The organism is Legionella sp. PATHC035 (assembly GCF_026191115.1).
Lineage (GTDB): Bacteria > Pseudomonadota > Gammaproteobacteria > Legionellales > Legionellaceae > Legionella.
Genome location: NZ_JAPHOT010000001.1, coordinates 278,609 through 293,458, shown reverse-complemented (window position 1 = coordinate 293,458; position 14,850 = coordinate 278,609). Strand labels below are relative to the sequence as shown.

Genomic DNA, 14,850 nt, shown 5'->3' with positions numbered 1-14,850 from the left:
TAACCCAAAGAACAATTTAACCTCCAGACCGAATCAGGACTACGTAACCCTTTTTAATCATTTATTAATACATTAACTCTTATTTTTTTGCTTCAAAAGTAATTGTTTTTTAACAGGTAATGATAATTGTGTTGTGATGAAATCTGGACTTGTTGCTAAGTGTCCAATTGAAGGTAACAAACCATAATAATTGGGGCAGAGGTATGTGACAGTGCTGTCTTGATCAATTTTGTAAAAAACATACTTATTGCCACAATAATCTGGTTTTTGAAACAGAGCTACTTGCATTATGGGAGTGCCTTCCAACTTATTTTCTATAAAAAAAGCATTAATCCAAAGATTACTGATTACAATAAACGCGCCTACAACCATAAGGGAACTAATAAAGGCGTATGTGTATCTCAATGCGGGACGAGCAGCACTTAAATGTGACATCACTTGTATCAATGCAAGGAGCAATATAAAGAAATTAAATGAATAAATTCCTGCATTAAAATAGTTAAAATAAGTTCCAAAAATTTGATTTCCTGAAAATTGGAAATGAATTAACACAGCAATAAGGCTAAGCCAAAGAGATGAAATAACATAATAAATGGCGTTTCTTTTAATTCCAATAATAAAGAGTACTAGTGCAATTAATGGAAAAAGAGCTTGGATTAGTTTTCCCAGTGTATACATTCGAGCATACTCTCAAAGTTAAATGGTATTTACTTTAAAACTATATAGTTATAACAGTAATTTTTATAGATGTATAGATAATGAGAGGCTAGAAGGTATTTCCCAAGAGGCACTTCATGACAAACCTTTAGTCTTTACTCAGTTTAGAGAACGCCACAAAGAAACTACACTAGCATACGAAGAAATCAAAAAGCAAAGCAGAGATTTAAAATTACATTAAAATGTAGCTGATTGATTGCAGTTCGACAGTAATGAATAAAAAAATGCTTATTTGTAGGGCTTACTTACCGAGGACTTCATTTTTTTGTTTTACAAGGGTTAAGTAGGGCTCTGTCGGATAGATTGTGGTTTTAATCATAGTATCCGGGAATTTGATTTGTTTGACCGCAAACCCGTGATCTTTTTTAAACAAATATTTTAATGGATTGAGTAGTTTTGGAAAATAACCTTGGTTACTCATCTGCTTGTTCGCGCGATTGGATGGATGAATGCTGCCTATCCATAGGGGCTGGTTCGATTCAAGTAAATTATAATTAGACTCCCAAATCCTTAACTCCAGTGTTAACTTAGTTTCTTGATCGGTATAGGTCATGACGAGCAAGGGCGCTTTATTTTCATATAATTGGGTCAATAAGGGGAGTTTAATACTGTTTGGTTGCTGATTCATACGCTTAAGTAAGTTCATAAAAAATGAGTCTGTTTGTAGTTTCCACCCATTCTCATTCAAGCTGTTTTGCAATGATTCCAGATTACCTGCGAATTGAAGGTTCAATAAACTGATTCGTTTACCGATTCTACTGTATTGATACATAGGAAGAATAGGCTTTTCTTGCTCCCACCATGTTACTTCACTGAGAGTAAATTTTTTATAGTTGGGTGTGTGATTATAGGATAGCGTTTTAAAATTAATGTAGGTCGATGTGACTGAAGCTAAAAGAATGCCGATTAAAAGCGGAGAGATCATTAACAATGAATGACTTGCTTTCTTGATCGTGATATTCGATTTTCTATATACTAGACAGTGAATTAAACAAATTGTTGTACCTACAAAATAGGATGTTAACACGTCAGTGAGCCAATAATCTCCCAAATAGATAGAGCCTAATCCACTAAAGCCCAAAATCACAAATAGGATTGATTTCAGTATGTTCGCAAATAGGGTAAAGGTGCTATTAATGTAAAATAAAATAAATCCGTATAATCCAGTGGCTATCAAAAGATTTGTTGCCGGAAAAGAGGATCCAGGAGGAGTCACTAATAGTCCCGATGGTCTTGGACTATGAATAAGTGAGTTAAGTAATAGCGCTACCACAGTGCTTATAAAAATCAGACTGCATAAATAAATAATCGCTGTTCTATTCTTATGAAAAATGAACCAACTACAACAAATAATAAAAAAGCTAATCATTGTCATTGCAGAGGTTAATTGGGTGCAAAAGATAAAAAATACTTTTAATGATATTGTATTAAAACTTTGCAAAAACAGATAGACAGGCAAATTAATATAAGTTAGGTATTGTGTTGTAGCAGTTAAGCCAAGAAGAATCAAAAAACAGAGCATACACACTAGGGTTATTAGAACAAGAGCAGCTGTAGGATAATGGTTTGTTTCACTTTTTGGAGTAAATGCATTATATACATAGGCCCATAGCGAGTTGTTTTTAAGCCTGAGCCAGAAATCGTGTAAATAAGCCGTTAAAAAATTATTTAACAAACGAATGAGCCGCTTTATGACTAAACTAATAATCCAGAGCCCTGCAAGTAAGACAAGTATCAGTATAAATAAACGTGTCGCACTCTCTGCTGATAATTCGTGACTTGCTGCGCCGATTGCGACGCCAGGCATAACGTACAGTAGTGACCAGCCAATTGCAGATAAGACATTAGCTACAAAAAAACGCCATTGCTTCATATGCAATATTCCAGCGATGACAGGAATAATTGAACGCAAAGGACCAACAAAACGACCAATTAGCACACTTTTTCCACCATGTGTTCTAAAGAATTCCTTACCATATTCTATCCATTTGGGATATTTACTAAATGGCCAAATTTCAGTTAATCGATCGCTGTAATAGTAACCCAAGGTATAACTTAGGCTATCTCCAGCAACAGCCCCTAAAATAGCTGCCAATAAGGTCAAATCAATACGCATAATTCCAGAACCAGCGAGGATCCCTATAGCGGTCATAGTGACACTCCCAGGTACTATGCTGCCTACAATAGCCAAGGATTCTGTTAAAGAAATTAGAAAGGTAATGAATAAAGACCAACGAGGGTTGTGTTGCAACCATTCTGTAAGCGGTTGTACATAGTCAACGAACAAATTCATATTGTGTTCAAGGATAAAATTGTTCTAGAAAATATTGCACGAAATGCTGATTAACTTGAGTGATTTGAACATCAGGAACGAAATGTTTTATTTGAGTCATTTCCATTTTTGCAAATCCACAAGGATTTATTCCTGAAAAAGGGTTTAAATCCATATCAACATTGAGCGCAATTCCATGATAAGTACAGCCATTTTTTACTCTTAATCCTATTGAAGCAATTTTTTGTTCTTTGACATATACTCCTGGTGCACCGCAACGAATAGAGCCTTCTATTTGATATTGAGCCAGGACAGAGATTAAAATTTGTTCCAATTTACTCACTAACGATCTGATTCCTAAATTTTTTCTCCTAATATCCATTAATACATAGGCAACTAGCTGACCAGGTCCATGATAGGTTACTTGTCCTCCTCGATCAGACTGCACTATGGGTATGGACTGAGGATTGAGGATATGTTCGGGTTTGCCTGCTTGCCCTTGGGTATAAACAGGAAAATGCTCTAGGAGCCAAAGTTCATCGAGTGTTTCTGCCTCACGTTTTTGGGTAAATTCTTTCATGAGCAGCCAAACATCATTGTAATCCTTAATACCTAGCTGACGTATTTTCATTATAGAACCATTTTTACTTCGGGATGCTGAGTGACAGCTCTATAAAACGTATCAAGCATCTCTTGATTTTCAGCATAAACAGTAACTGTTATTGCCAAGTAATTAGAGTCCTTGCTCATCTTATGACTCAATGCCTCATCCTCGATATTAGGAAAGTGAGTGATAGTAATCTGTTTAATTTCCTCAAAAAAAACGGCAGAATTATTCCCTATTATTTTTATAGGAAAATAACAGGGAAATTCAATAAGAGTCGTTTTTTTCATCCTCAATCCTATAAATTTTATGAGCCAAACCAGCGTTTGAAAGCTAAACGAATGGAGTCTTTGGTTCGAGTATAAAAACCGCCTGATTCAACATCTTGTAAAGCATAAAGAGGTCGGGTTGAGACGACGTTATTATCAAATTGAACCACTAAATCACCTATTTTATCACCCTTTTTAATTGGAGCCTCAAGGTATGATGGAACTTTAGTTGAAATGTTTAATCGTTGGTATTGCCCAGTAGGAATCGTGATAAACTGATCTTCAGTTAATCCTACAGTAACTTTATCTACTGTACCTTTATAAAGAGGAAGTTCAGTTATTGATTGTCCTGATTTGTAAAGCTGATGGGTTTCAAAAAATCTAAAACCATAATTGAGTAATTTTTCACTGTCATCAGCACGGGAAGAGTCGCTTGGTTCTCCAAGGACTACTGCCAATAAACGCATGTTATCCCGTTTTGCAGAAGAGACGAGACAAAATCCTGCATCATTCGTATGACCGGTCTTAATTCCGTCGACTTGATTGTCCCGCCATAACAAGCGATTTCTATTAGGTTGACGAATACCATTATAGGTAAACCATTTTTGTTTATACCAGTCGTAGTATTGTGGAAAATCGACAATTAATGCTCTACCAAGAATCGCTAAATCCTTCGCTGTTGTGTACAAATTAGGATCGGGCAAGCCAGTACTGTCAGTAAAATGGCTGTTTTTCATTCCAAGATTTTGAGCTTGCTGATTCATCAGATCAGTGAATGAGTTCTCAGTTCCTCCGACGTGCTCTGCCATTGCGACGCAGGCATCATTACCAGAGTCAACAATAATTCCCTTGAGCAAGTCCTCCACAGGGACTTGTTGTCCTTCTTTAATGAACATGCGAGAGCCACCTATTTTCCAAGCATCACGGCTTACACGCACACTATCAGTGAGGTGAATTTGTTCATGATGCAATGCATTGGAAATAACATATAAAGTCATCATTTTTGTTAGGCTGGCAGGAGGTAAACGCTCTTCACTGTTTTTTTCAGCAATGATTTTGCCGCTGTTTACATCAATCAGTATGTATGCTTTTGCATTAAGAATTGGAGGAGCTGGGGTTACTAAGGGTTTATTGTTCACTGTCGGAGAGGGTCTTTCCAAATCAGCAGTAGGTTTTGTAGGTAATGAACCTTCATCGGCAATCGAATTGGTTGATTGTACAAATAAGGTAATGATAAACAGTGTGGTTAATAGAATAGACGTTGTTCTTGTCATGTTAATTACTAGTCCGATTACAAAAATGAGAATATATTATCACAGCCTTTTGATGGCAACAAAATAACAGATGAAAAATAATGAAATTTTTTTCAAATTAAAATAATTCTTCGAAATTAGGTGATATTTCGGTATATTAGCCAGAAAATAATAATAAAAATGGAAAAAATGCGAAAGATACTTATTGCTGTGCTCATTCTGCTAACAGGATGTCAAACTACAAATCAGTCTCTTGACTCTGCATCATCAGGGGCGAAACAGTCTACGCGACAAGCAAGTAAAAAAACGAATAATTCCATATACAATCGTTATAAAAATAAAACCAATCGCTACACCCAATTAAAGGATGGGGCTCCCTCTAAAACGAAACCAGTTAGTTTCAAGGAACCCGTACCAACCAAAGAACCATTAAGCCGATATGGAAATCCAACAGAGTATTCTGTTGATGGACGCTCATACCAGGTGATGAGAAGCTCAACGGGTTATAAAACACGTGGGATTGCATCCTGGTATGGAACAAAGTTTCACAAGCAAAGAACATCAAGCGGCGAGCCTTACGATATGTACGTCATGTCTGCTGCGCATAAGACCTTACCTTTACCTACTTATGTCAAAGTCAAGAATTTAAATAATGGAAAAGAAGCTGTTGTCAAAGTAAATGATCGTGGTCCTTTTCACTCAGACAGGATCATCGATTTGTCATACGCTGCAGCTTTAAAACTTGGCGTATTTCCTAAGGGAACAGCTCCAGTTGAAATTGAAACGTTAATGGGACCTGCTGGACAAGCGCATTACTATCTGCAAGCAGGTGCTTTTTCGACCGAAATCTTAGCAAAGCGTTTAAAAGAAAAATTATCCCACCTTACCCCGTCTCCTGTTTATATTGAGCATTTTAAACAGCATTATATTGTAAGAGTAGGGCCATTTGGGTCAAAAAATATGGCAGATAGTTTGAAGCATAAATTGGTTCTTAATGGTATTACAGGATCTTTTTCTGTTTTGATTTAATTAACATTGAATTATTGATAGCTAATTCGCGGATTAATAGATAAAATTATGGCGTCGATTTTTCATGACATTAGAATTGCTATGGTAACAAAATTGTAGCATTGATGAAGCGTGTGTTAACTCGTTTGTTGTGTTCCATTTCTTATTCTTGCGACATCATCAAGCTAAAATTTTCTTAGGTTGATATTTTTTATTATTGAGGTATTCAATCAATGCATGATGGCACTGTGTTTTATACAATTTTCTTAATCTTCGCAGGCGCTGCATTATTATCAACGTTGGTTCTTTATACCAAACAGTCCTTGTTGGTTGCCTACATTTTACTCGGTGCCGTATTTGGGCCTTGGGGCTTAGGTCTGGTATCCGATGTAACCATAGTTAAGCAAATTGGTGATGTTGGAATTGTTTTCCTATTATTTCTACTTGGATTGCATTTGCAGCCACAAAACCTGATACACATGCTCAAGAAAGTAACCTGGATTGCCCTAATTAGCTCAATCCTTTTTGCAGTTATGGGCTATTGGGTGGGTAGGTTTTTCGGTTTAACTGTGAATGAGTCATGGATTTTAGGTGGATCAATGATGTTTTCAAGTACCATTATTGGCTTGAAATTATTACCAACAACCATCTTGCACCATCAACATACTGGTGAGGTCATGATCAGTGTATTGTTGATGCAAGACGTTATTGCAATTATTGTGCTGATCTTAATAAATGGCGCGAAACAAACAAACGGTTTATCTATCGATGATATTATTTTAGTAGGCATTGATTTACCTGCACTATGGTTGTTTGCATTTGCCATTGAGCGGTATGTTTTGATTCGATTACTGGCTCGTTTTGATAGAACTCAAGAATATGTATTTCTTTTGTCAATCGGATGGTGTCTTGGCTTGTCTGTTCTTGCGCAAGCGATAGGCCTTTCAGAAGATATAGGTGCATTTATTGCAGGTGTAGCTTTAGCAGCAAGTCCAATTTCTCTTTATATTGCAGAGAGTTTAAAACCCTTAAGAGACTTTTTCCTGGTTATGTTTTTCTTTTCAATCGGAGCAACATTCAATTTTGGATTGGCACATCAAGTTATTGTTCCCGCTCTTATATTATCAGGTTTAGTTTTACTATTTAAACCGATATTATTTTCTTTACTTCTTGGTAAGTCAGGTGAAAAAAAACATGTCGCGAAGGAAGTTGGTATTCGATTGGGGCAAGCAAGCGAGTTTTCATTACTTGTAGCCAGTATTGCTCTTAGCACCAACCTTATCTCGGATAAAGCATCGAATTTAATACAAGCAACTACCATTTTAACTTTTATTGTTTCATCATACTTTGTTGTCTTGAAATACCCAACCCCCATAGCATTCTCTGATAAAATGCGTAAGGATTAAATAATGAAATTACTTGTTATCTTATTGTGTTTACTAAGCGAACGTTTTTTGATTCACACGATGTCCTATCAACGATTCTATTGGTTTGCCGACTATTATCAAAAAATAAAAACATTTGCTGACAAACACAGCATGTTCACTAATCCATGGATATTGTTAGCCTTAATAGTTATACCCGTTGTATTGCTTGTATTAATAATCTATTTATTACTGCACCATATTGTTTTTGGATTGATGGGATTTCTGTTAAGTCTGTTCATTTTCTTTTATTGCCTTGGCCCACAGAATGTCTTTTACCCGGTAACTCAATCAGATAATAAAAGTAATCAAGAGCTTTTGGGGGACTATTTTATCTTGGTTAACCGTCAGTTATTCTCTCTTGTATTTTGGTATATTATTGCCGGACCTGTAGGCGCGCTGGCTTACCGTTTGATCACATTAAGCCGTGATATTAATTCGGTTAGTGAGCATGCAAATGAAATTACGGATCTTCTTGAATGGATTCCTGCGCGATTAACCGCTTTGCTTTTTTTACTTGTGGGAAATTTTCAACGCGGTTTTTCCTCGTTTACTAAATACTTTTTTGCCAAACCCGATTTGAATAGTAATATGCTACGCGATTGTGGTTTATTAGCAGTAAGAACAAATGAAGCTGAAGAAGTTCCTATGCCTGAAGCTGAAGGTTTAGTGGAACATGCAATTATTGTCATGTTGGTTTTTATTGCGCTATTTACATTAATTCCTTGGCTTTAGTTTTTTAATTTATGAATTGAGAATGGGGTTGGGTTTATAGCTCAACCTGCATAATTATTTATTCGGATGCGCTCTATATGAATTCTTTTTTGCGTTTAGTTTGTGCCACTATAATACTAGGACTTGGGGGTTGCCAAGGATTAAAACAAAGCGCACTTAAAGCCCAAGAAGAACAACGATGTACTATGACGTGCATGCAGCATTTTGAATTTTGCAGACAAAATTGTGTCGATAACTGTCCAAATTGTTCTTATAAGGCTCAAAGAACAGCAGGGAAAAATTTTGCTAAATACGTGCATGAACGAAAAGTTGAAGGCAAAAAGGTGATGCGTGAGTTGAATTCTTACCGCGATCCACTACAATGCCGCAAAGTGACATGCGATTGCTTATTTGATTTGGCAATGTGTAAGAAAGGTTGCACGGGTGTAATTCCAAAAAAATTACACGCTATACCTTATTGTGTTTAATAGATTTCGGGGAACACTTTCATGGCAAATGAAACTAACTTAGATTTGGATCCTATAGAAACGCGTGAATGGCTGGATGCCCTGCAAGCTGTATTAGCCAATGATGGCCCTGAACGAGGTGCTTTTCTTTTGAAGCAGCTTCTTAATAAAGCAAATTCAGAAGGGGTCAACTTAACGAGTTCAATTAATACGCCCTACAAAAATACCATTAAACCATATGAAGAAAAGCAAATTCCTCCAGATGAGGGGATTGGCAAACGCATCAGTGCTTTAATTCGCTGGAATGCTGTGGCAATGGTTTTACGCGCGGGAAAATACGCTCCTGAGCTGGGAGGGCATATTGCCTCCTATGCTTCATCATCTACATTATACGAAACTGGATTTAATTATTTTTTTAAAGGACCCAATGGCGAGCATGGCGGTGATTTAATTTATATTCAAGGACACTCTTCTCCTGGAATTTATGCGCGCGCTTTCCTAGAGGGACGTTTAACAGAAGAACAATTAGGTAAGTTCAGGCAAGAAGTAGAAGCTGATGGTTTATCGTCATATCCCCATCCTTGGTTGATGAGCGAGTTTTGGCAGTTTCCTACCGTCTCTATGGGATTAGGGCCATTACAAGCGATTTATCAAGCACGCTTTTTAAAATATTTAGAGAACAGAGGTCTCATTAACACCGAAGACCGAAAAGTGTGGGCTTTCCTTGGTGATGGAGAAATGGATGAGGTCGAGTCAGTAGGCGCTTTAAGCATTGCTGCTCGAGAAAAACTTGATAACCTGATTTTTGTTGTGAATTGCAACTTACAACGGCTTGATGGTCCTGTACGTGGCAATGGCAAAATTATCCAAGAACTTGAAGGTTTATTCCGTGGAGCGGGTTGGAATGTCATTAAAGTGATTTGGGGTGGCCGTTGGGATCCATTGTTTGAGCGTGATAAGGATGGCTGGTTGCAAAAACGTATGGAAGAGTGTGTTGATGGTGATTACCAGGCCTACAAGGCAAATGATGGTGCCTATGTACGACAACATTTCTTTAATGAATATCCTGAATTAAAGAAGATGGTTGAAAATTACACGGATGAAGAAATTTGGAGATTAAATCGAGGTGGACATGATCCGCAAAAAGTTTATGCGGCCTATGCTAAAGCGGTGGAGCATAAAGGTTCACCAACTGTTATTTTAGCAAAGACAATTAAAGGTTACGGAATGGGAGCCGCTGGTGAAGGACAAAATATAACCCACCAGCAAAAAAAGATGACTGTGGATCAATTAAAAGCGTTCCGAGATCGTTTTAGTATTCCTATAAGTGATGAGCAAATTGCTGACATTCCTTTTTATAAACCTGCGGATGATAGCCCAGAGATTAAATACATCAAAAAACAACGGGAAGCGTTAGGTGGGTATTTGCCATCACGTTCTACAGAAGTAGAACCACTTAAAACTCCTCCTTTAGAAGATTTCTCATCCGTAACCAAAGGATTAGGGGATAGAGAAATCTCAACAACAATGGCTTTTGTACGAATACTTTCTGTATTACTTAAAAATAAAGAGATTAGTTCGCGCATTGTTCCAATTGTTCCTGATGAGTGCAGAACGTTTGGTATGGAAGGGTTGTTTCGACAAATTGGTATTTATTCTCCAGTTGGCCAACTTTATACACCTGTAGATCACGAGCAGGTAATGTTTTATCGTGAAGCTAAAGATGGACAAATTCTTGAAGAAGGAATCAATGAGGCAGGTGCTTTTTGTTCCTGGATTGCTGCGGCAACCTCTTACAGTTCCAATAAATTGGCGATGATTCCATTTTATATTTATTATTCTATGTTTGGATTTCAGCGCATTGGCGATTTAGCATGGGCTGCAGGTGATATGCAGGCCAGAGGATTTCTGCTCGGTGGAACCGCCGGACGAACAACCCTGGCGGGAGAGGGATTGCAACATCAAGATGGGCATAGTCATTTATATGCATCAACAATTCCGAATTGTGTTTCTTATGATCCTACCTTTGCGTACGAGCTTGCTGTGATCATTCAAAATGGTTTACACCGTATGTATGAAAAGCAAGAAAATGTTTTTTACTACATTACCGTAATGAATGAAAACTATATGCATCCGGATATGCCCGAGGGTGTTGAAGAGGGTATTATCAAAGGAATGTATTTACTTCAGGAAAATAAGAAAAAATCTAAACAGCATGTGCAACTCATGGGAAGCGGCACTATCTTGCGTGAGGTAATTGAAGCTGCAAAAATGCTAAAAGAAGATTATTCTGTGACCTCGGATATTTGGAGCGTGACAAGCTTTAATGAGTTAAGAAGAGATGGATTAGCTGTGGAACGATACAATGCAATGCATCCTGAGGCAAAGGCATTAAAAAGTTATGTTACAACGCAATTAGAAGGTAGAACCGGACCAGTGATTGCAGCAACGGACTATATGAGGATTTATGCGGATCAAATTAGACCTTATGTTCCAAATTATTTTGTAACATTGGGTACAGATGGTTATGGAAGAAGTGATACACGACAGCGTTTACGTCATTTCTTTGAAGTGGATGCCAAGTTTATAGTTTTGGCAGCATTAAATGCATTAGTTGCTGAAGGAAGCCTCGATAAATCCAAAGTAGTTGATGCAATGAAGCGCTATAACATTAAACCTGATAAATTAAATCCGGTTAATCATTAGAATTGAAATAGATAGTGGCCTTGGTCATTCAAGCACTGAGACTAAGGAAGCGGATAACTATTTTAAGTCTGCTTCCTGAATATCGTTGCTTGAATTGATCGGCAACCTTTGAGGAAAGACATGTCAAACGAAATAGAAGTTAAGATTCCTGATATTGGTGGAGCTACTCAAGTTGATGTGATTGAAATAATGGTTCAGGTTGGTCAGCAAATCGAAGTTGATACACCACTTATTACTTTGGAATCAGATAAAGCCAGCATGGAGATTCCCTCTCCGGTTGCAGGTAAAATCACTAAACTAAACATAAAAGTGGGGGATAAGGTCTCTGAAGGAGACGTAATTCTTTTGGCAACAGTTGAAAGTAAATCAGCAACTGAAAAGGAAAGTGAATCACAAGCTCCTAAAAATGAAACACCCAATAAAGAGCTAGATAAACCTCAAATCGTGCAGGAAAAAAAATCGGAAAGTATAAAAGAAATCAAGATCCCCGATATTGGTGGAGCAACCCAAGTCGATGTGATTGAGATTATGGTACACGTTGGGGATCGGATTGAAGTGGATACGCCACTCATTACCTTGGAGTCGGATAAGGCCAGCATGGATATCCCTTCTCCAGTGGCTGGAACAGTCACGAAACTGAGTGTAAAAGTTGGTGATAAAGTATCTGAAGGCGATGTGATTCTTTTCGCTACAGTAGAAAATGGTTCTGAAGTCGCAAAAACTGAACAAACAGCTAGTGAATCAGTGCAAGTAAGTACTTTTGAATCCTCGAAACCAGCTACAGAGGATCTTAAAAAAGAAGATGTTTCACCGAAAACTATTTCTGCCAGTACCGTTGAGTCAACAAGAATACTCGCTGCCGGTCCTGCTGTAAGACGTATGGCTCGAGAGCTTGGGGTCAACTTATCTGAAGTGGCAGGAACTGGTCGTAAAGAGCGTATTACGAAAGAAGACGTCCAGGCTTTTGTAAAAGCACGTCTCAGTGAGCAACCCAGCTCGAGTTCTTTAGGTATGCCATCTAATCCAGTAATTGATTTTAGTCAGTTCGGTGAAATTGAAACGAAACCACTTAATAAAATTAAAAGGCTTACTGGGGTTAATGTGCATCGCTCTTGGATTACAATACCTCATGTCACCCAATTTGATTCAGCTGACATTACCGATGTTGAGGCATTTAGAAAATCTGAGGCAGAGAATGCAAAAGAAAAGGGTTATAAACTTACATTACTTGCATTTGTCTGTGCCGTAGTGAGTAAAGCTTTAAAAGCGTTCCCTCAATTTAACGCATCTTTAGATGCTACCGGTGCTAATCTTGTTTATAAAAAATATTGCAATATAGGAATTGCTGTTGAGACGCCCAATGGATTGGTTGTGCCGGTAATAAAAAATGTGGATAAGTTAAGCGTTGCTGATATTGCAACCGAAATGACGCGTTTAAGCTCAAAAGCTCGAGATAAAGGATTGATGCCGGCAGATATGGCTGGTGGCTGCTTTACTATTTCCAGCTTAGGCGGAATTGGTGGTACATCTTTTACACCCATAGTGAATAGCCCCGAAGTAGCGATCCTTGGGTTGTCTCGGTCTGAAATAAAACCCGTCTACGAAAATGGCACATTCCAACCAAGATTAATGTTGCCTTTATCTTTATCCTACGATCATCGAGTGATTGATGGTGCTGAGGCAGCGCGTTTTACTCGTTTTATTTGTGATTGCTTAAGTGATATAAGACGAATTTTACTGTAGTTTTTTATAATATCTAATTAAAAGAGGCTTGTAATGGCTAATAAAATTAAAACTGATGTCGTTGTGTTAGGAAGTGGACCTGGTGGATACACAGCAGCATTTAGAGCAGCGGACTTAGGAAAAAAAGTAGTTTTAGTTGAACGATATGATTCACTGGGTGGAGTTTGTTTAAATGTGGGCTGTATCCCTTCTAAAGCTTTGTTGCATCTTGCAAAAGTTGTTGATGAAGCTCATGAAATGTCTGATCAAGGTATAAGCTTTGGCAAACCAAAACTGGATAATAAAAAAATTGTTGCATGGAAAAACTCAGTTGTTTCCAAATTAACAGGCGGTTTAAAAGCCTTATCAAAACAAAGGAAAGTGGAAGTAATTACCGGAGTAGGGAAGTTCTCGGGTTCCCACCAAATAACTGTTGCTACCAAAGATGGCTCAGTCGAAGTGGAGTTTGAAAACGCTATCATTGCTGTAGGCTCTGAATCCATTAATTTACCTTTCATTCCTGAAGACAAGCGTATTTTTAGTTCAACAGGTGCCTTAGAACTTGCTGACATTAAAGGCAATCTATTGGTTTTAGGTGGAGGAATTATTGGACTGGAAATGGCCACAGTTTATTCATCTCTTGGAGTTGATGTAACCGTTGTTGAATTTATGGACCAACTTATTCCAGGTGCTGATTTTGATCTCGTTAATGTTTTGCAAAAACGCATGCAAAAGAAAGGCGTCAAATTCCTTTTGAAAACTAAAGTAACCGCAGTAGAAGCCAAAAAAGATGGTATCTATGTTTCTATGGAAGGCGAGCATGCAACAGACAAACCGCTGTGCTTCCAACAAGTTCTTGTTTCAGTTGGAAGAAAACCAAATGGTGGTGCAATTGATGCAGAAAAAGCTGGTGTAAAGGTGGACGAGCGAGGTTTTATCAAAGTTGATAATCAGCTAAGAACCAATGTCTCACATATTTTTGCTATCGGCGATGTCGTTGGACAACCTATGCTTGCGCATAAAGCAATTCCTGAGGGTAAAGTTGCTGCTGAAGTTATCGCTGGAAAAAAACATTATTTTGATCCCAAATGTATTGCGAGTGTTGCTTATACTGATCCCGAAATTGCTTGGACAGGCTTAACTGAAAAGGAAGCCAAAGAAAAAGGTATTCGTTATGAAAAAGCGACCTTCCCTTGGGCTGCCAGTGGCCGTGCACTAAGTATGGGACGCGAAGAAGGAATGACGAAATTGTTATTCTGTCCTGATACCAACCGAATATTGGGCGCAGGAATTGTTGGAGTTAATGCCGGTGATTTAATTGCTGAAACCTCATTGGCTATTGAAATGTGTTGCGATGTTGAAGACATTGCTCTGACAATACACCCACATCCAACACTTTCGGAAACTATTGCTCAAGCTGCAGAGGCATTTGAGGGTACGATAACCGATCTTTATTTGCCCAAAAAGAAAAAAAGTACTGAGTAACATTTGACAGAGAACACTTGTATTCTCTCATCCGTCATGACGGGCATCTTCTCCCCTAGGGGAGAAGGGATTTTTTGTATTAAATGAATAGGGCATGGACCAGTCAGTTTTTTTGTAGGTCTTATGGTTGTAAAAGTAGTATTCCATTTTTCTGCTTTCGCAGAAATGGAACATATTCGGTATGGTAATTAGGAGCTTTCTCCTGAGTT

12 protein-coding genes are annotated in these 14,850 nt (G+C 37.9%); 7 read left to right on the top strand and 5 right to left on the bottom strand.

Annotation, left to right across the window (positions count from 1 at the left end):
* Nucleotides 1-72: 72 nt before the first annotated feature.
* From OQJ13_RS01265 to OQJ13_RS01245, 5 genes are all read right to left on the bottom strand, one after another.
* Nucleotides 73-678: a type I secretion system protein LssZ gene (locus OQJ13_RS01265; protein WP_265708620.1), complete on the bottom strand. Its 606-nt coding sequence runs from the start codon at nucleotides 676-678 to the stop codon at nucleotides 73-75.
* 280 nt (nucleotides 679-958) lie between these two features.
* Nucleotides 959-3,010 carry a bifunctional DedA family/phosphatase PAP2 family protein gene (locus OQJ13_RS01260; protein ID WP_265708619.1) on the bottom strand — a complete coding sequence of 684 codons (2,052 nt, stop codon included), beginning with the start codon at nucleotides 3,008-3,010 and terminating at the stop codon, nucleotides 959-961.
* A 7-nt stretch (nucleotides 3,011-3,017) separates the two neighbouring features.
* A complete protein-coding gene (gene lipB, locus OQJ13_RS01255) occupies nucleotides 3,018-3,620 on the bottom strand; it encodes a lipoyl(octanoyl) transferase LipB (RefSeq protein WP_265708618.1) in 603 nt (200 codons plus the stop codon).
* Nucleotides 3,620-3,883 carry a YbeD family protein gene (locus tag OQJ13_RS01250; RefSeq protein ID WP_265708617.1) on the bottom strand — a complete coding sequence of 88 codons (264 nt, stop codon included), beginning with the start codon at nucleotides 3,881-3,883 and terminating at the stop codon, nucleotides 3,620-3,622. The genes lipB and OQJ13_RS01250 overlap by 1 nt, the downstream gene beginning before the upstream one ends.
* A gap of 17 nt (nucleotides 3,884-3,900) precedes the next feature.
* Nucleotides 3,901-5,136, bottom strand: coding sequence for a D-alanyl-D-alanine carboxypeptidase family protein (locus OQJ13_RS01245; protein WP_265708615.1), 1,236 nt, complete (start codon nucleotides 5,134-5,136; stop codon nucleotides 3,901-3,903).
* A gap of 168 nt (nucleotides 5,137-5,304) precedes the next feature.
* On the opposite strand from OQJ13_RS01245, the gene OQJ13_RS01240 reads away from it, so the two are divergent.
* From OQJ13_RS01240 to lpdA, 7 genes are all read left to right on the top strand, one after another.
* Nucleotides 5,305-6,144 (top strand): septal ring lytic transglycosylase RlpA family protein, encoded by an 840-nt coding sequence (locus OQJ13_RS01240; RefSeq protein ID WP_265708613.1) that lies wholly within the window; start codon nucleotides 5,305-5,307, stop codon nucleotides 6,142-6,144.
* A 212-nt stretch (nucleotides 6,145-6,356) separates the two neighbouring features.
* On the top strand, nucleotides 6,357-7,529 hold the full coding sequence (locus OQJ13_RS01235; protein WP_265708612.1) for a cation:proton antiporter: 1,173 nt from the start codon (nucleotides 6,357-6,359) through the stop codon (nucleotides 7,527-7,529).
* Between the two features lie 3 nt (nucleotides 7,530-7,532).
* Nucleotides 7,533-8,282 (top strand): regulatory signaling modulator protein AmpE, encoded by a 750-nt coding sequence (locus tag OQJ13_RS01230; protein ID WP_265708611.1) that lies wholly within the window; start codon nucleotides 7,533-7,535, stop codon nucleotides 8,280-8,282.
* A 77-nt stretch (nucleotides 8,283-8,359) separates the two neighbouring features.
* Nucleotides 8,360-8,749, top strand: coding sequence for an acyltransferase (locus OQJ13_RS01225; protein ID WP_265708609.1), 390 nt, complete (start codon nucleotides 8,360-8,362; stop codon nucleotides 8,747-8,749).
* A gap of 21 nt (nucleotides 8,750-8,770) precedes the next feature.
* Nucleotides 8,771-11,434, top strand: coding sequence for a pyruvate dehydrogenase (acetyl-transferring), homodimeric type (aceE, locus tag OQJ13_RS01220; protein ID WP_265708607.1), 2,664 nt, complete (start codon nucleotides 8,771-8,773; stop codon nucleotides 11,432-11,434).
* Nucleotides 11,435-11,554: 120 nt separating this feature from the next.
* A complete protein-coding gene (aceF, locus tag OQJ13_RS01215) occupies nucleotides 11,555-13,177 on the top strand; it encodes a dihydrolipoyllysine-residue acetyltransferase (protein ID WP_265708604.1) in 1,623 nt (540 codons plus the stop codon).
* A gap of 33 nt (nucleotides 13,178-13,210) precedes the next feature.
* The gene (gene lpdA, locus OQJ13_RS01210) at nucleotides 13,211-14,641 is read left to right on the top strand and encodes a dihydrolipoyl dehydrogenase (protein WP_265708602.1); all 1,431 of its coding nucleotides are present in this window, start codon (nucleotides 13,211-13,213) and stop codon (nucleotides 14,639-14,641) included.
* Nucleotides 14,642-14,850 lie beyond the last annotated feature (209 nt).